This window comes from Kiloniella majae (genome assembly GCF_002118315.1).
GTDB classification, from domain to species: domain Bacteria; phylum Pseudomonadota; class Alphaproteobacteria; order Kiloniellales; family Kiloniellaceae; genus Kiloniella; species Kiloniella majae.
The window spans coordinates 125,170-143,328 of record NZ_MTSZ01000003.1 but is presented as its reverse complement, the minus strand read 5'-3'; the positions used below and the strand labels follow the sequence as shown (position 1 = coordinate 143,328).

17 protein-coding genes are annotated in these 18,159 nt (G+C 45.8%); 3 read left to right on the top strand and 14 right to left on the bottom strand.

All coding sequences use genetic code 11. The annotated features are described in order from the left end of the window. Positions 1–3: 3 nt before the first annotated feature. The 8 genes from BKB51_RS10225 to BKB51_RS10190 form a co-directional block, all read right to left on the bottom strand. Entirely contained in the window at positions 4–1,305 is a 1,302-nt protein-coding gene (locus tag BKB51_RS10225) for a hypothetical protein (protein WP_085901004.1), read from the bottom strand. A 114-nt stretch (positions 1,306–1,419) separates the two neighbouring features. After that, positions 1,420–2,772 (bottom strand): M16 family metallopeptidase, encoded by a 1,353-nt coding sequence (locus tag BKB51_RS10220; protein WP_085901003.1) that lies wholly within the window; start codon positions 2,770–2,772, stop codon positions 1,420–1,422. Further along, positions 2,769–4,124 carry a M16 family metallopeptidase gene (locus tag BKB51_RS10215; RefSeq protein ID WP_085901002.1) on the bottom strand — a complete coding sequence of 452 codons (1,356 nt, stop codon included), beginning with the start codon at positions 4,122–4,124 and terminating at the stop codon, positions 2,769–2,771. Before BKB51_RS10215 ends, BKB51_RS10220 begins: the two co-directional genes overlap by 4 nt. 204 nt (positions 4,125–4,328) lie before the next feature. Next, positions 4,329–4,910 (bottom strand): DUF3035 domain-containing protein, encoded by a 582-nt coding sequence (locus BKB51_RS10210; RefSeq protein ID WP_158090202.1) that lies wholly within the window; start codon positions 4,908–4,910, stop codon positions 4,329–4,331. A 30-nt stretch (positions 4,911–4,940) separates the two neighbouring features. Then, complete coding sequence (gene lspA, locus BKB51_RS10205) at positions 4,941–5,432, bottom strand: signal peptidase II (RefSeq protein WP_085901000.1); 492 nt, start codon at positions 5,430–5,432, stop codon at positions 4,941–4,943. A gap of 18 nt (positions 5,433–5,450) precedes the next feature. After that, positions 5,451–8,309 (bottom strand): isoleucine--tRNA ligase, encoded by a 2,859-nt coding sequence (gene ileS / locus BKB51_RS10200; protein ID WP_085900999.1) that lies wholly within the window; start codon positions 8,307–8,309, stop codon positions 5,451–5,453. A 25-nt stretch (positions 8,310–8,334) separates the two neighbouring features. Next, positions 8,335–9,336, bottom strand: coding sequence for a bifunctional riboflavin kinase/FAD synthetase (locus BKB51_RS10195; protein ID WP_085900998.1), 1,002 nt, complete (start codon positions 9,334–9,336; stop codon positions 8,335–8,337). Between the two features lie 190 nt (positions 9,337–9,526). Next, a complete protein-coding gene (locus BKB51_RS10190; protein WP_085900997.1) occupies positions 9,527–9,958 on the bottom strand; it encodes a MaoC family dehydratase in 432 nt (143 codons plus the stop codon). Between the two features lie 244 nt (positions 9,959–10,202). Between BKB51_RS10190 and BKB51_RS10185 the strand changes: the two genes are divergently transcribed. Then, positions 10,203–10,646, top strand: a complete 444-nt coding sequence (locus tag BKB51_RS10185) for a DUF2846 domain-containing protein (protein WP_125911819.1) — start codon at positions 10,203–10,205, stop codon at positions 10,644–10,646. Between the two features lie 126 nt (positions 10,647–10,772). Here BKB51_RS10185 and BKB51_RS10180 read toward each other — a convergent pair whose 3' ends face one another. The 3 genes from BKB51_RS10180 to BKB51_RS10170 form a co-directional block, all read right to left on the bottom strand. After that, a complete protein-coding gene (locus tag BKB51_RS10180) occupies positions 10,773–12,365 on the bottom strand; it encodes an RsmB/NOP family class I SAM-dependent RNA methyltransferase (protein WP_085900995.1) in 1,593 nt (530 codons plus the stop codon). Positions 12,366–12,374: 9 nt separating this feature from the next. Beyond that, the gene (locus BKB51_RS10175) at positions 12,375–12,719 is read right to left on the bottom strand and encodes an ArsC family reductase (protein ID WP_085900994.1); all 345 of its coding nucleotides are present in this window, start codon (positions 12,717–12,719) and stop codon (positions 12,375–12,377) included. A 347-nt stretch (positions 12,720–13,066) separates the two neighbouring features. Next, entirely contained in the window at positions 13,067–13,717 is a 651-nt protein-coding gene (locus tag BKB51_RS10170) for an NnrU family protein (RefSeq protein WP_158090201.1), read from the bottom strand. A 253-nt stretch (positions 13,718–13,970) separates the two neighbouring features. Here BKB51_RS10170 and BKB51_RS10165 point away from each other — a divergent pair, with 253 nt between their 5' ends. Beyond that, positions 13,971–15,185: a BaiN/RdsA family NAD(P)/FAD-dependent oxidoreductase gene (locus BKB51_RS10165; protein ID WP_085900992.1), complete on the top strand. Its 1,215-nt coding sequence runs from the start codon at positions 13,971–13,973 to the stop codon at positions 15,183–15,185. A 26-nt stretch (positions 15,186–15,211) separates the two neighbouring features. On the opposite strand, the gene BKB51_RS10160 is transcribed toward BKB51_RS10165, so the two are convergent. Further along, positions 15,212–16,147, bottom strand: a complete 936-nt coding sequence (locus tag BKB51_RS10160) for a 2-hydroxyacid dehydrogenase (protein WP_085900991.1) — start codon at positions 16,145–16,147, stop codon at positions 15,212–15,214. Further along, positions 16,144–16,557, bottom strand: a complete 414-nt coding sequence (locus BKB51_RS10155; RefSeq protein WP_085900990.1) for a VOC family protein — start codon at positions 16,555–16,557, stop codon at positions 16,144–16,146. Before BKB51_RS10155 ends, BKB51_RS10160 begins: the two co-directional genes overlap by 4 nt. A gap of 113 nt (positions 16,558–16,670) precedes the next feature. Here BKB51_RS10155 and BKB51_RS10150 point away from each other — a divergent pair, with 113 nt between their 5' ends. After that, positions 16,671–17,579 (top strand): LysR family transcriptional regulator, encoded by a 909-nt coding sequence (locus BKB51_RS10150; protein WP_085900989.1) that lies wholly within the window; start codon positions 16,671–16,673, stop codon positions 17,577–17,579. On the opposite strand, the gene BKB51_RS10145 is transcribed toward BKB51_RS10150, so the two are convergent. Then, positions 17,567–18,025 carry a hypothetical protein gene (locus BKB51_RS10145; RefSeq protein WP_085900988.1) on the bottom strand — a complete coding sequence of 153 codons (459 nt, stop codon included), beginning with the start codon at positions 18,023–18,025 and terminating at the stop codon, positions 17,567–17,569. The two genes, BKB51_RS10150 and BKB51_RS10145, sit on opposite strands and share 13 nt — an antisense overlap. Positions 18,026–18,159 lie beyond the last annotated feature (134 nt).

The following is an 18,159-nucleotide window of genomic DNA, read 5'->3' as shown; positions in this document are numbered from 1 at the left end:
TGATTAAAGATCTTTTAGCATGCGGCGAGCAAGAACTTTTCCTTGTTCAACAGCAGGTTGATCATAAGGATTCACTCCAAGAAGATCGGCTGTGATAACAGTTTCCAACATAAAGTGCATGGTCAAGGCACCCAAGGTTTCTTCATCAATTTTATCCAGCAAAAACTTTCTCACTGGGCGACCATTTTTTGCCAAGGTCTGCGTGGTTGCCTCAGCAGACACCGTAAGCAAATCACCAAGCGTCCGCCCCCGGAGATAACTCAGCGAATCTTCACCTTTTGGCAGCACAGAATCAACAGGTAGCCCCATTCCCTTGGCATCATGATAAATCATGGTGAACATCTTGTCCTGAGGACCATCCAAATATAGTTGCAGCTGGCTATGTTGATCCACAGTTCCAAGAGCGCGGATTGGTGTTGTTCCCTTACCCTCTTTGCCCAAGCTTTCGGCCCATAACTGATTATACCAGAGCCCAAGATCTGCAAGCCTGTCCTCGTAAGGCATGATAACAGTTTGGCGAATACCCCGCTGACGCTGTAACCCCGTTGCAATCGCAGCTCCAACAGCCGCCGGAATATCTTCCATATAAGTATCAGAAAAAGCCTGATCCACGACTTTCCGGGCACCATCTCTTAAAGCTGCAGCATCCAGCCCAGCAATCATTGCCGGAAGTAAGCCGACCAAGGTTAGAATACAAAACCGTCCGCCAATTAACGGGTTTTGATCAAGGCATTCCAGTCCCAGATCTCTGGCAAGCTTTCTGAGCGGGTTCGGACGAGGTTCAGTGATAACAGTCACTCGCTCTGATAGCTTATCCGGGCCATACTCTTTCTGGAATATCGGCAATAAAGCCATGAACTGGGAAACTGTTTCCGCAGTTGATCCGGATTTAGACACAACAATCAATCCGGTACGGGAAATATCCAGATGCTTCAGCAGAACATCAAAACTGTGCGGATCGATATTATCAATGAAATGAAGGTGAGGGCCGCCATTAATCGGTCCAAACGCGCTGGTCGCCAGACCATAAAGTGTCCGCCCACCCAGCGAAGAACCACCAGTCCCGAGCACAATGACATCATCGCAGTTATCGCGATAGGAAGAGACAACCGTTTGACAGGCGACGAGATCATCGCGTTCGTAAGGAACCGTCAGGAATGGCAACCGCCCATTGTCTTTATCATCTTTAAGACGGGCCAGACTGGCTTTGCAGCCTTGAAGTTGCTCTTCAAAAATTTGCTGTTCCAAGCCACCCTCACCAAGTGTTCTGGCAAGGCAAAATTCTGCATCATGCGTATAAGACATAGTCTCTTTTATCTATCTACAAATAAGCCTGTAGTATTACCGATTTGTAACTGACTACGAAAGCTTTCATCTTTTGAAAACGTAACTATTGACCTTTTGCCCCAAAAAGAACCTTTACGGGGCTGTTGTTAACGGTGTTTGTTGCTCAATACCTTCAGGACGGCCAGCAATAACGACGGTAAGTGCATCTGTATCGAAAAGCCTTTTTGCGGCGCGCTTTGCATCGGCCAGAGATACGGATTCCAGATATTCATTTCGCCGATCAAGATAATCAATTCCGAGATCATTCAACTGCATGGCCAAAAGAATATTTGCAACCCGTCCCGTGCTGGTAAAACTAAGAGGGAACGAACCTGTTAAATAGGTTTTGGCATCTCTAAGTTCTTCTTCACCTGGCCCTTCTTCTGCCATTAAGGACCATTGTTCTTTCATGATACGGACCGTTTCGGCCACTCGCTCATTCTGCGTGGCAACCGACGCCATAAGTAGGGGCGCTTGATCCAACAAAGAAAGATAACTCCCTACTGAATAGGCCAATCCTCTTTTCTCCCGAACTTCCTGATAAAGACGTGACGAAAAACTACCGCCCCCCAAAATATGATTCACAATAAAAGCTGCGTAATAATCCGGATCATCACGAGCAATGCCAGCTTGTGCCATTAAGACTTCACTCTGTGGAATGTCTTCATCCAAAATGATGGTGCCACCTTTAATCGCGGGCTTCGCCTCTGGAATGCTAAATAACTTCACCTTCTGAGCAATTCCGTCAAAAGCCTGATCCAAAAGGCTCCCGAGTTCCTCGGCATCAATATCACCAACAACAGCTACCGTCAGGTTAGCTCGTGCGATATTCTCTCTCAGATAATTTTTCATATCTGGAACTGCTATTTTTTTGAGGCTCTCTGGCGTACCGTCATTTGGACGTCCGTAAACGTGACTAGGATAATAAAGGTCACGTAACGTCGCTTGAGCCTTGTATCCTGGGTCATCCTGTCGCTGTTGTAGAACGAGCGTGATTTGCGTTCGAATACGCTCAACAGGCTCCTCATCAAACCTTGGGGATGTCAGAGACAGGTTAAGTAATTTAAATGCTGTCGCCTTATTTTTTTTCAGTGTAACAAGCTCACCGCTAAAAAATTCACGTCCTGCATCAAAGCCAAGTGAAATCGACAAATCATTCAGTTTGGCTTGAAAAGCTTGTGAACCAAGGTCTCCCGCTCCCTCATCGATTGTTGCCGCCACAAGATTGGCTAAACCTTCTTTACCGTTGGGATCAACAGATGAGCCCCCTGAGAAAGCGAATTTCATAGAGATAATCGGATTACTACGATCTTCGATAAGCCAAGCCTTGATACCGCCAGGACTTGTAACCTCTGTGATATCAACAGCAAAGGCCAAAGAGAGGTTATAAAAGCTCAACAAAATAGATAGAGCAGCAGCAATTCCAAGTTTTACAGAAGATCTCATTGTTTTGACTCCTCTGCAGGCAACAAAATCCCGGTAACAGATTGGTTTTCAATGAAAATTTCATTCAACAAACCATTAATATGTTCAGGTGTAACAGCAGAAATCCGTTCAGGCCAAGCCTCAATGTCTGCAACAGTTCCGCCTGTTGTCAAAGTACGCCCTATTACATTAGGTGCCGCCGAAAGTGAATCGCGCGCAAAAACAGCTGCGTCCACCATACGAGTTTTAGCCTTGTTAACCTCATCCTCTGTCACACCCAGCTCTACCAAATTGGAAAGCTCTTCACGTAACCGTTTTTCAGCTACATCAATCTCCACGCCCGGGCGTGGAGAGATATAGAGTGTAAAGGTACTCAAATCATACGCATTTGGACTATAGGAAGTGCCGACAGATGCTGCTAGTTTCTCTTCAATAACCAACTTCTTGTAAAGCTTGCTGGTTGCTCCGGAGCCAATAATCTCATCCAAGATCTGAAGAGCATAGGCATCATTTTTTTCAGCGGTTCGATAACTCGGCGCAAGATATCTGATCGTAACGGATGGATTTGTAACCAAATGACTTTCTTTGATAACGCGTCGAGCTGCATTTTGCGGCGGCTCCGAGATCCTTTTTCGCTCAGGCACATCCCGTTTGGGAATAACGCCAAAATACTTTTCGGCAAGAGGTTTTATTTCATCAGTGGTTACATCACCTGAAATAATCAGAACCGCATTGTTGGGCGCATACCACTTTCTATAAAACGAAAGTGCCGTTTCCGTATTCAATTCCTCAATTTCATGATCCCAACCGATAATTGGAATACGGTAAGGATGATTAAGAAACTGGCTTGCCCGCATGACTTCGCCTAGTTGTGCCCCGGGACTATTCCCCACACGGCTGCGTCTTTCTTCTCGAACAACTTCGCGTTCCGGCAAGACTTTTTCATCATCAAGAACAAGTCCTGTCATTCTATCAGCTTCCAGTTCCATCACCATCTCAAGACGATCCTTGGCTACTGTCTGATGATAGGCTGTATAATCCCAGGATGTGAAAGCATTTTCCTGTCCACCATTCTTGGCCACCAGTGCTGAAAATTCACCAGACTTGAAACGTTCAGTTCCTTTGAACATAAGATGTTCCAGGAAATGAGCATTACCTGATTCACCAACATCTTCATCCGCCGCGCCAACTTTATACCACAGCATCTGCGTCACAATTGGGGCCCTGTGATTGGGAATGACAACAACCTCAAGTCCGTTATCCAACTTAAAAATTTCTGGATTAAAGACAGCTCCCTGAGCAGACGAGAAAAACAGGGTAAAGCTGCAAACAATAATTTTGAAAGAAACGATATAATGAAATCTGGTAAGCATATGATTGAACAGTCAGGCCGTTTTAGGAAATTGCATTGAACATAATCACAAGTGATAGAGAATACGATCAGTTAATGGCATAGATGACTTATTAATCTGGCAAAACTAGGGCAACAAAGCCAGTTTATAACAATGTATTCAATGAAACAAAAAAAGCTCCGATTTCATCGGAGCTTTTTCTTGTCAACTGAAGTCGCAACAACACTAGAATATGTTATCAAAAACCCCTTCAAGTGGTGCCTCACGTTCAATAATAATACTTTCCGTTTCGCCTTTACCACGCGTACCAAGAGCAGCATTTTCCTGAATACGCTTGGCTTCTTTAACTGGGTCAACAACGCTGTTAGGTCTAGGCTGATCTTTCCAGAAAATCAACGTATCAACAACGCGTTCGCTTTCAGAATTAAGCTGACGGGTCTCGCGATCAATAAGTAAGCGAATATCATCAGGCGCTTCATCTGCACCCGCAGATTCAAGTAGAGCCATTTCACCATCACTACGTCCGGCTTGTTCCAGAGAAGTACTCTTCTGTGGTCCAGCTGTTCCATCAAGATTAAAGACGGCACGCTTTGCCTGCCCTTGGGCAGAGCCCTCTTGAGGACGAAGTGCACCCGGGCGAGGTGGTGCAAGGTTATAATCCGGAGGAAGACTAAGAGGTGCTCGGGACACGACTTTAAATTCGTCGGGGGCACGCTTTCCTAGTCCAATCTGTTCTTTCAATCCATCACTACATCCTGTGATGGCCAGGGTGAGAACAATCAACCCAAAAAACTTGATATTTTTCATGCTTTCGATCCGCATCCTTTTTCAAGGTCCCTACTTATTACCCTTAGATTGCGTCAAGAACAAGCCGTCATAGAGTAAAACCATCACCCCGATAAAAATAAAGCTGTCTGCGAGGTTAAATGCAGGCCAGGGGTTAAATATCCGCCACGGCAAGAATGAGATACTGAAACTCAGAAAATCAACCACGCCAATATGGATAAATCGATCAATCACGTTGCCGATTGCACCACCACTAATCAGCCCGACAGAGACAGCGATCATTTTACCCGGTTCCTTGTAGAGCCAGACAAACAATGCAATCACGATGGCAATAGCAACCCCCGCCAACAAGAAAGGCCGCCACTCTGAATCGCTACCAAACAAACCGAAGCTGACCCCGGTGTTATAGGCCAGAACGAGGTCAAAAAAACTTGTGACCTCGATAACTTGGGGTGGGTTCATCACTTCCAGTAGTACATACCACTTACTGGCTTGATCTATTCCAGCGATCAACAGTGCCAGCATCAAAGCCCGGAGTATCATCACCAAATCACCTTTGCTTTATGAAGATGCACCCAGAACATTCTCAGCAAGAACACTGGCACACCGGCTACAGGTACCTTCCGCATTCGGATGGCTTCCCACGTCAGGTAATACTTTCCAGCAACGTTCACACTTGTCACCTTCGGCACCATCAACAACAACGCCGACGCCATCCACATCATTCAGACGATAAGCTTCCTGCGGCGCATCAGCTTCGACCAACTCAATCTGAGAGGTAATACAGATATCAGCCATATCAAGATCGCCGATAGCAGAAAGTAGCTCTGGACGATTGATATAAACTGCCGGACGTGCCTGAAGGCTAGAACCGATTTTCTTCTCGGCTCTCAAAACTTCGATTGCCCCGGTCACTACACGACGAACTTCACGCACATTGTCCCAACGCTCAGCCAGAGTATCATTTTTCCAGCCCGCAGGAATTTCAGGGAAAGTACGCAAATGCACAGATTCAGCTTCATCTGTTTTGCCGCGCGCCAACCATGCTTCTTCTGTCGTAAAGCACAAAATTGGTGCCAACCATGCCGTCAAAGCATCAAACAGCGTATCAATAACGGTCCGGCATGCACGGCGTTCCAGTGTATCTTTACCATCGCAATAGAGTGTATCTTTGCGGATATCGAGATAGAACGCAGAAAGATCAAGCGCACAGAAGTTGTGCAGAGCCTGGAACATCGCGTGATAATCATAATCGTCACAGGACTTGCGAACGATAGTATCCAACTCAGTCAGACGATGCAGAACCCATTTCTCAAGCTCTGGCATTTCTTCAACAGGCAACCGCTCAGCATCGCTAAAGCCATCAAGACTTCCCAGTAGGAAACGGAGTGTGTTTCTTAAACGACGATAGGCATCTGCCTGATACTTCAGGATTTCATCGCCAACACGCAGATCTTGAGAATAGTCAGAAGCAACCACCCAAAGACGCAAGATATCAGCACCGTATTTGGCATTGATTTCTGCTGGGGCCGTAATGTTGCCCAAAGACTTGGACATCTTACGGCCTTTGTTATCAAGCACAAAGCCATGGGTTAGGACAGCATCATAGGGTGCACGGCCACGTGTACCGGCAGACTCCAGCAGCGATGTATGGAACCAGCCACGATGCTGATCTGATCCTTCCAGATAGAGATCAGCTGGCCATTTCAACTCCGGACGTGCTTCCAGAACAAAGCTATGAGTTGATCCTGAATCAAACCAAACCTCGATGACGTCCTGGATTTGCTCGTAATCATCCGGGTTATATTCGTTGCCAAGAAAGCGTGCGGGTGGACTGTTGAACCAGGCATCACCACCTTCTTTTTCAAAAGCATCAACGATACGATCAAGAACCTTTTGATCACGTAGGGGTTCACCTGTTTTCTTTTCCATAAAGATTGGTAGTGGAACACCCCAGACCCGTTGACGAGACACACACCAATCCGGGCGACCTTCAATCATCTTGTAAAGACGAGTAGATCCTTTTTCAGGAATAAACCGCGTATCATCAATAGCTTTAAGTGCTTTATCTCTCAGCTCATTGGTTTCCATTGAAATAAACCACTGAGGCGTAGCACGGAAGACCAATGGTGCTTTGGAACGCCAGGAATGCGGATAGCTATGACGCATTGATCCTTTGGCCAGCAAAGAACCAGATTCGATCAAAGCTTTGATCACACGGCCATTAGCATCACCAGCCTTGCCTTCCTGTGTATAAACACAGGCACCGGCAAAGAATGGAACGTGATCATAATAAACGCCAGCTTCGTCAATCATCATCGGGACTTCCAGTCCCTGTTGTCGACCAAGCTCATTATCGTCCGCACCATGACTTGGCGCGATATGAACAAATCCTGTACCAGCGTCATTCGTAACAAAGTCTGCGTTCAGCAAAGGCACTTCGTAATCATAGCCGCCATCAGCACCATCCAGACCGTTAAGTGGATGCTTGACCTTAACATCTGAGAGGTCAGAAACGGTGCCAACTTCGGTCCATGCTTCAATCTTGGCATCAATCTTAACCTGCTCAGCCAGTTCCCGATTCAGAACCAAGCGCTCGCCAACTTTGGCGATGCTGTTTTCACCCAGTTCGGTAACCTCGTAAACGACATACTCAAACTCGTCACCGCAGGCCACAGCCCTATTTGCAGGAATTGTCCATGGTGTCGTTGTCCAGATGATGATTGATGCCCCTTCAAGCAGTTTGTCATTACTGCTGGCAATGGGGAACCGCACCCAAATGGTTGGCGACTTCAATTCGTGATATTCGACTTCAGCATCCGCCAGAGCAGTTTTTTCAACAACAGACCACAGAACAGCCTTCGTCCCCATATAGAGACCTTTGTTCATCAAGAACTTACCCATTTCCTTAACAATCAGAGATTCTGATTGGTAGTTCATGGTTTTATAAGGTTGCTCCCAATCGGCTTCGATACCGAGACGTTTGAATTCTTCGATTTGAATCTTGATCCACTTGTCGGCAAACTCGCGACATTCCCTACGGAACTCAACAACAGGAACTTCGTCTTTATCCTGACCGCGTTCGCGATAGCCTTCTTCAACTTTCCATTCAATTGGCAGGCCGTGGCAATCCCAACCCGGCACATAGTGTGCATCTTTCCCCAACATCTGTTGGGACCGATTAATTACATCTTTCAAGACTTTATTGAGGGCGTGCCCCATATGAAGATGACCGTTGGCATAGGGAGGGCCATCGTGAAGAGTGAATTTTTCACGACCTTTGCTTTGCGCACGCAGTTTTTCAAACAGCCCAATATCTGACCAACGCTGCAAAATCTCAGGCTCTTTTTTAGGCAAGCCAGCGCGCATAGGGAAATCAGTCTTGGGGAGAAAAACAGTATCTTTATAGTCCGTGCTCATGGAGCCACTCTTCCGTATTTAACAATTATACTTGTTGTTGGTCTGTTGTCGAAACAACGGGGTCAATTGGGTGATCAGATAATTCCAGTAACAGCTTACGTGCTTGGTCACTGTCTTTTTTGATCTGTTCAGTCAAAGCCGTCAGGCCATCAAATTTCTTTTCAGGGCGCAGATATTCCACGATTTGCACCCGAAGGTCCATATCATAAATATCTTCGTCAAAATCAAAGATAAAAACTTCTAGGTTTACACCCTCGCCATCCATTGTCGGGCGGGCGCCAATATTTGCTACACCATTGTACCAATGGGTTAATCCAAAACCTTCAACCCCGGCCTTGGCAACACGTACAGCATAAACACCAAGACTGGGAATGAGATAATTTTCCATGGATAGATTCGCGGTCGGAAAGCCAATTGTTCTTCCGCGCTTAAATCCATGTAATACAGTGCCGTCAATTTCCCAATAGCGACCAAGAATTCTTGCCGCATCCGCTGGTTTGCCCACTTTGAGATATTCCCGAATGCGCGATGATGACAACACGACATCGTTTTGGTCTTCAACCAGTGTCGCAGCCGTCACACCAAAACCATGTTCTCTCCCCATGGCTTCAAGCAGGGTTGCATTGCCCTGACGATCTTTACCAAAACAAAAATCACCGCCCATAACCAAATGCTTCGCACCGAGGTCTCGTACCAAGGTCTCTAGAACAAACGATTCAGCTGACTGCTTGGCAAAATCAAGAGTGAAATCCTGAATATAAACATGATCCACACCGACCTTTTTCAAGGCATGGGCTTTCGCAATCATTGGCGTCAATCGAAAACAAGGTTGGTCAGGTTTAAACAGTGATCGGGGATGAGGTTCAAAGGTTAAGACAGCCAAAGGGCGATTCAACTTTTCCGCAATCACTCTTGCCTGACGAATCACGGCCTGATGCCCTAGGTGAACACCATCAAAGTTGCCAATAGCAACGACGGCTCCCCGTGCGTCATCCGAAAGATTGGTAAAATTATGAAAAACTGCCATTTATTAACCTAGGCCTTCAGCCCTTAAGCTCCAGAAATATTCCATACTGCAGACGGAAAAGACTCTTGATGGGTTGTAGGTATGGACAACCGCACCACGAATGTGTCCGAAAGGCCTATGAATACTAGGTCAAAGGCTACTTGAAAACAGCCTTATAGCTTTTTTATCAAAAGATTTGGCAACAACGATCTTATTGATCCCGCGAAGACACCATTACGATTGCTTCACCATCCAGGACATCTTTCCCTCTGACCTGGCAAAGTGTCTCTAGAATCACGCGTTTTTTCGACGCCATTATTTCTTTCACCCGCACAATAGCCGTGACAGTATCACCAATACGAACAGGCCCCTTAAATCTGAGAGATTGAGAGAGATAAATGCACCCCGGTCCCGGTAATCTGGTTCCCAAAACAGTCGACAGATAAGACGCCGTGAGCATACCATGAGCAATACGTCCTTCAAAAACGCTCTGCTTTGCGGCCTCTTCATCAATATGAACTGGATTGGTATCGCCAGATACACCCGCAAACAAAACAATATCAGCTTCGGTAACTGTCTTGGAGAATGATGCTTCCATTCCCTCATTCAGATCTTCGATATAATACCCTTGTTGCCCGAACATAAGCTCTTCCCTTCGCCGCAGGTCTATTTTTTCAGTTTATTATTATTTATATAACCTTGAGATTTGTATTATTCTTTCTCAAAAATCAGTCTTTGGATAACTTCACAAAAATTACGTTGTTTCGCACCTGCAAACAAGCATTATTTTGCAGCGCAACATATGCTATTGCGCACGACAAACCACCTTTGGCATTTTTTGAAAAGTGATTTAGGATAGAAGCGAATTTCATATAAAGGTTAACCCTGTGCCCTCATTCACAAAAACGTTTGTAATTTTCGCTACTCTAATGCTCCTCGCTGCCTGTGGAGCGAATAAGCAAGCAAAACCAATAACTGGCAGCCTACCCGCAATTTCACCAGAAAATTCTCGCATATATTTTTATCGCTCTCAGGTCCCTTTTCTCGCAGCCATCGAGCCAGAATTCCTTGTGAACGGAAAGTCTGTCGGAACAGCTAAAATCAATCAGGTTCATTACCGTGATGCTCAACCCGGCAATTATGAGATCAAAATATCATCTGATATAGAGAACCCTATTTTGATACTCTTAAAACCCGGAGAAGCGCGTTATTTTAAAGCTTATGGCACGACATCCGTCATCCGCAGCTATCACGCAATTAAGGAAATTCCCGAAGCAGAAGCCTTAAAAGAAATTCAGGGGCAAAAACTTTTAGCCCCCGATCAAAATTAAAATAAAGGTTTGCCCGCGTAATCGCCAACACTTCTACTTCGTGGTCACACAACTCATAAGTCTTGAGTACAAATAATCGACCTGAATAGCGATGTTCACCATTCCTATAGTGGGTAAATCAACAACTTAATCTGTATCTCTTTCAAGAACAGCCGCAAAAAATCCATCTGTATCATTTGTGGCCGGACTTAAACGAAGCATATCCCCCATAGCCTCAGGCATGGGTGAAGGCATTTTCACTTCCCATACATTTTTCACAGGTACCAACTTAAAATCAGGCCGGGAACGGAGCAGTTTTGCCACCTGATCTTCATTTTCAACAGGCAAGAGAGAACAGGTAGCGTAGACTAAACGTCCACCGGGCTTAACCAAACGGGCTGCAGATGTCAGAATACTTTCCTGTAACGCTACCAGTTCTTCCAAATCCTTTTCATCTCTGCGCCATTTCGAATCAGGGGCACGGCGCCAGGAACCTGTGCCACTACAAGGCGCGTCAACGAGAACGCGATCAAATTTACCCTTGTTCTTTTTCACCCAGGGATCCCGCTCGCTATCCAATACTTTGCGTTCAGCATTAAAAACCCCGGCGCGCTTCAAGCGTTGTGCTGCACGGGCCAAACGTTTGTTATGAACATCTGCAGCAATAAGTTGTCCGCGATTATCCATTTCTGCAGCCAATGCCAGGGTTTTACCACCAGCTCCGGCACAGAAATCAATAACCCGCTGCCCAGGCTCAACCGCAACCATTGCCGCCAGAACCTGTGATCCGGCATCCTGAATCTCAAACTCGCCACGTTCATAGAAAGGTAAGTGTGCTTTCCGCCCAGCGTCCGTAATCCTTAGTCCATGGGGAAGCCAATCGAGTTTTTCGACTGTACATCCCGCCTTTTCCAATCTTGGAATCAAATCGTCGCGATTTCCCTTAAAAGGATTAACCCGAATATCCAATGGAGCAGGTTCTCGCAAAGCGTCAAGTTCTTCAGAAAAACGATCTCCGAAGACCTCGCGCAATCCCTTTTCTGCCCAGGCTGGACATTCTAAAGTAACAGCCTCTGGCATGGTTTCATCTGCAAGGCGCTTCCCATCCATTGCACTCAACGCACGCGCTTCTGAATCCGTCAAACGCTTGAGATATCCGCCGCCACCTTTGCAAAAATGCGTAATGTCCTGAACATTCTTACCATGGGTAAGAACAAGGTCTGCAAGAAGGAGCTTACGTACTTGTGGCGTTTGCCCATTGATCTCCAGCCACCATAACAAGCGCCGATAACGGCGCACCACACCCCATACCATATCGCGGATACGATCGTGATCACGCGGAGTTAATCGACCTTTTATATTCGAAAAATGCGCCGCAAGCGCTCGATCTATGGGGCTATCAGAGTTCGTGGCTTCTTCCAGAACAGCCAGGACGTGAAACAATAAACGCCCCATAGGCAAGTCAACGCGCTCCGCACCACGCGCCAGTCTTGCACCACTTTTTACCGGCTCAACATCTGATCGCTTTGTATAGAAATTTCTCTCACCTGACTGATTTTGTTCTCTTCCACGATCATCGCGCGATCTGCTATGCTGTCGCTTGTTTTGATGGTCGGTATTGCGTGACTGCTCGCTATCTTTTTCGTGTTTTTGCGCTAAAAATCTTTCTTTACGCGCCTGCTGTTTCTCAGAACTTGCCTTGCTACCAGCAAATTTTTTATCATTAGATTGATCAGCCACAATACGCTCCTAAAGACCTAAAAGGGCTTGTTCGGTTTTTGTAAACCCGACAATAACACCTTGGGGTGCATCAAAAACCGGACGCTTGATGAGCGTAGGGTTTTCTAGCATCAAATCACGGGCAACAGCTTCATTCACGGACTCTTTGATATCATCAGATAAGTTCCGCCAGGTCGTGCCTCTTTTATTAAGAAGCTTTTCCCACCCTGCCGCAGCAATCCACTTATCAAGATCTTCTACAGACAAACCATCCACACGGAAATCATGATACTGATGATCAAGACCTGCAGCAGACAATGTTTTGAGTGCCTTTCTGCATGTATCACAGTTCTTAATTCCATAGAGTTTGATCATCAATCTTTCCGTTCATAAATAAATTCTGACACCTAGGTAAACTTCTGGTCACGAAATGCAAGTAAAGTTGTCATATCACCAGACATAGCACCTAACCAAATTTCGCAGTTCTTCTATTTTACGAAAGGATCTTTGTTACCAAATCGGTACCGATCACAGACATTTAAGACAGGCTGAAGATCCCTATCTTTCGGATAAAGGTCTTTAAGGATAGACCGCTCCCAAGCCAGACATTTTGTCCTCTCGCGCGTTGTTACCGTCGCGCCGGCCTTATAACCATTGCAAAAAAAATTTACCCATAAAATTGTATCCAGCTAACCGTCTGGCCACCTTTACAGTTCACAACGTTACGACGCCAACAACGAAGAGAGGGGCGACACCCCTAAAAGCTGCCCGTGGTATGTTATTGCTAACCCATAACTCACAGCACCGATAACAGGCCCCAGCGCCCCCAGTCTGGGCAACACATCCTCATTGTTTTGATGTAATCGCTTTAAAGAAGGAAGGTAGGCTGTCTGCGCTAAAAACAGCTTATCCTGCAGATCTTTTGATATACGGCGCTGATGATCCGACCAAATCATTGCAAAAACAGCATAAATCCCTAGCCCGCCAAAAAAGAGGATAAAAATAAGATCGCCGTTCACAAGTACATGACTGAAACAGACAATTGTCACCCCCATGAGCATAGGGTGTCGGGTTAACCTTTGCGTCCCTTTAGTAACGTAGGAACTGACAAGAAGAATGATTGCCACAGGCATCAAAACAAAGCTTTGCAGAAGAATAAGGACACTGCCCGCCGCCCAATATTCAACATAAGACCCTTTGGTATAACCATAAACAGCCATGCCGAAGGCGACTAAAGACACAAAGGAGAAAAGCCCCTTGTACTGCAACTCACCTAATCGCCCAACGATAGCGGTTCTCAGGTCTCGCGCTGCCGTTACCAGATGCAATAATGAGAAGAGGACAATCCCGCCAATAATCATATAAATCGCCACTTCATTCCCCATTATCCAACACTCTGCATCAGCTTCTATTTCTTAAATATAATAAAACCCAACATAGCAACGGCATCACTCATCGCCTGTTTAAAATAAAGGTTCATATCGATTGCCATATCAGATTTCTAATTTAAAGCTATCTCAAAATATTGTTACAGCTTGGCGTTTTTTCTGAATTCAGGTATGACCCCGTTTAACGTTTCTACATCATTGTGGCACCTGAACCAGCATAAAGCCAAAAGAGAGATCCATGCAAAACGCCTCCCCATATAAAGAACCGGAAAAATGGGACGTTATCATCATCGGTGCCGGTGCAGCAGGCCTTATGTGTGCAATTGAAGCCGGGAAAAGAGGCCGACGTGTCTTGGTCATCGACCATGCAAAAAAACTCTGTGAGAAAATTCGCATTTCTGGCGGTGGGCGTTGCAACTTTACCAATATTCACACCACAGCCAACGACTTTATTTCCGGAAACAAACACTTCTGCAAATCGGCCTTGGCACGCTATACCCCCTATGACTTCCTTGATTTGATGGCCAAACATGAAATCAAGTATCACGAGAAAACACTTGGACAGCTTTTTTGCGACAACTCTGCGCAGGATATTATCGACATGCTGCTCGCAGAGTGCCGTGACGCAGGTGTCGAGATCCAAAACCCTGTATCAGTTAATGGTATTCGCCCTTTACCAGAAAAGTCCAATGCGCCCAATTTTTCCCTCGAAACCAGCAATGGTGCTGTAACATGTCAGTCCCTAGTCATCGCAACGGGAGGGCTTTCTATACCAAAGATCGGTGCCACAGATTTTGGCCATAGGATTGCAAAACAATTTGATATTCCCGTAACGCCAATCCGACCTGCTCTCGTTCCTTTGACCCTAAACGCCGATGACAAAGCTTTCTGCAAAACCCTTAGCGGCGTTTCACAGGATTGTATTGCCTCGGTCAAGAAACAAGAGTTTCGGGAAAACTTGCTGTTCACTCACCGCGGACTAAGTGGCCCCGCTATTCTACAAATCTCTTCTTACCTGGAACCGGGAAAATCACTTTCCATCGATTTGTTACCCGGCCAGAACATCGAAGAAGAACTCATAGCTGACGCAAACAAAAAAAAGACGCTGACTAATGCTCTTGCTCCTTTCATGAGCAAACGCTTTGCACAGGAGTGGGTAGACAGGTTTAGCGAAAACAGAACACCCGCTGATATGGGAAGCAAAAAACTGCGAGCTGCAGCCGAGGCTATCCACAAATGGATAATCACCCCATCAGGGGATGAGGGTTACGCCAAAGCAGAAGTAACACTTGGTGGGGTGAACACAAAAGACCTTTCATCCAATACTATGGAAAGCAAAACCCGACCCGGGCTCTTCTTTATTGGCGAGGTCGTCGATGTAACCGGACATCTCGGCGGGTTTAACTTCCAGTGGGCGTGGGCATCTGGACATGCCGCTGGGCGCGCCGTTTAGATAGCTTATTAATACTCAACTGATATTTAATACCCGGCAGACCTCTCGACCTGCTTTGGTAGCTGTCCTGTTTTTCTGTATTTTCTAATATTATCAGCGACAATCTCGACAGCTGTTCCGGGATTGGTGGGGGCTGCAACATGTGGCAAAAGAGTAATGTGTGAATGCCCCCACAAAGGGTTGTTCGCCGGAAGTGGTTCTTGTGAAAATACATCAAGTACAGCATGGGATAGCTGCCCCTCGTCCAACGCTGCAATAACATCACCTTCCACTTGATGTCCGCCACGACCAAAGTTAATCAACCCAGTCCCTTTGGGAAGCTGAGAGAACAGATCTGCTGATAAAATCCCCTTTGTCTCTGGTGTCAGGGGTAAAAGATTTACCAATATATCCAGCCCGTTAAGAAACGCTTTGAGATCATCTTGCCCTGCAAAGCATCCAACACCTTCAATGTTTTTCTGGGATCGGCTCCATCCGCGAACATTAAAGCCTAATGCCCGTAACTGTTGGGCCGAAGCAACACCCATTTCCCCCAAGCCGAGAATACCAACCGTACGATCAGATGATCGTCGCAATTCATGCTGTCGCCATTCCTGACGTTCTTGTTGTCGAGCGTAACGTGGCAAATCCCGGTGCAAGGCCAGAACATGTGTGGCCGTTGCTTCGGCCATAGAGGCGGATAAGGTCGGATCTATCAAACGAACAAGAGGAACACTCTCGGGCAATGTCGGATCAACCAACAATGCATCAACCCCCGCCCATAAGCTCTGAATCCATTTTAAATTGGAAAGTGTGTGCAGCACGCCTTGAGGTGGATTGGCAACAATCGCCATATCAACCTCAGCTTTATCACTCAACTCAGCCCAAAGAACGACATCTTCCTCTGGCAAAGCAGATCTGAGTTTGTTTAACCACATAGCCTCTTCTTCCGAAGATACTGATGTCAGCAAAAGAATGCTCATGATGCAAAAACCTTATCCATAGACTTAAAACCTTTAATCTCTATCGGGTTACCAGATGGATCAAAGAAAAACATTGTCCATTGTTCTCCGGGCTCACCCTCAAAGCGAACCATCGGCTCCAATAGAAAATCAATTTCAGCCTGTTTCAGTTTTTCTGCAACATCAACCCAATCGTTATATTCAAGGATCACGCCTAAATGCGGCATCGGCACCAGATGCTCCCCAACTTTTCCCGTGGCTCGCACATCAAAAGGGATACCAAGATGTAAAGAGATCTCATGACCAAAAAAATCATAATCCACCCAAGTGTCAGATGACCGCCCTTCTGCACAACCGAGAACACCACTATAAAAGGAACGTGCTTCTTCCAGATTTTGGACATTGTAAGCGAGATGAAAAAGACTTCGCATCGTGAATTCTCCTATGAGCCGGAACCAAATTTATTATTTGAATATTATCTAGCACGAACAACAAACAAGAATTACTGTATTATTCTTCCTTCAAACAACAGGATATCTTTGTTTTGAACAGTAATTTTCTCCGAAGCCTAATCGCTTTATCCCAAGAAGGGTCTATTGTACGGGCCGCACAATCTCAGGGGCTGACCCCTACAGCCATAAGCCAACGGATAAAAGCACTTGAAGAGCAGGTGGGATGTTGCCTGACCATAAGATCAGGTAAAACAGTTCAACTAACAGAAGCAGGACAACGCATTCTACCCCACGCAAGGCAGTTGATCAGGGCTGAACAAAATCTGATCAATGGTTTAAATCAAGATCGAATATCTGGTCAGCTCGAGCTTGGCGTCATCTCGACAGCTATGACAGGCATGATCCCCGGCGCGCTGAATCTTCTACAAAATGAGTCACATGATCTAGATGTAAAGTTACATCCAGGGACATCAAAGCAACTCTACAATCGTCTGCTTTCGGACGACCTGGATGCAATCATCATAAGTGCACCACCTTTTTCTCTGCCGAAAGAATTTAAAGTTGGGGTTATAACCCAAGAGCCACTGTGTTTTATCAGTGCAAAAGGATCTTTGCCTGAACATCTATGGCAAAAAGCCGGTACCAAACTTCCACCTGAACTAATCATTGAGCTTCGGCAAAAACCTTTTATTCGTTACGATCACCGGGCATGGGGTGGTAAACTGGTCACCCAGTTTTTACGTGACCATAAAATATCAGTTCATGATTTTTGTGAGCTGGATGCTTTAGAAGCCATAACTGTCCTCGTAAATTCTGATCTTGGCTTCGCCCTTATCCCTGATTGGCAAGGGCCTTGGCCTGAAGGCTTGGATCTCAACAAGGTAACAATCAAAGACACACGCTATTATAGAAAAACAATTTTACTGCGGAAAATTTCGACAGCGAAAGAAACCGCTATTTCCTATTTCGAAAAATTACTTAATTCCCCTCAAACCAGATAGGTAACAGCAATCAAAAGGCTTACGCCGCCAAATGCGATAGCACAGATAAAAATATAAATCGGATGCCAATAGAGTAAGAGAGGATTCTTTTCTCGCTGCCGATCCGGATTCTTGATGCTGCCTTCGAAATAGATTCCCGTATCATAAAGTTGTAATGCCGAATCGATATTTCGGGAAGTTTGAGACGCCTGATGTCGACGGCGTCCATGACGGATCAAAAGCATCACGATAACACCAAACAAAAGTCCGTTAACCAGAAGAATCGCACTGACCAACTGAACAGCCAGTTCAGCCTGATTCGTAATCCACCCAACCAAAATAAATTGAGCTGTCAGGTATCCAAAAACAAGACGCAGGTCCAGATTCGCCATAAATCTCAACTGCTCGCCCTGTTCTTTTGCCAATTCTGCCAGAACGTGTGCTTTTACATTATCAATCTCGAGCATTTAAACCTCTCCCAACCTCAAGGAAACAAAGGGAATACTTTCCCAATTCCACTGAAATTTAAATTTATAATGTTGCTGGGTGAGTCCGCTGTCGAAGAAACGAATCTAAACGCCTATTCAACGGCGATTTGCGG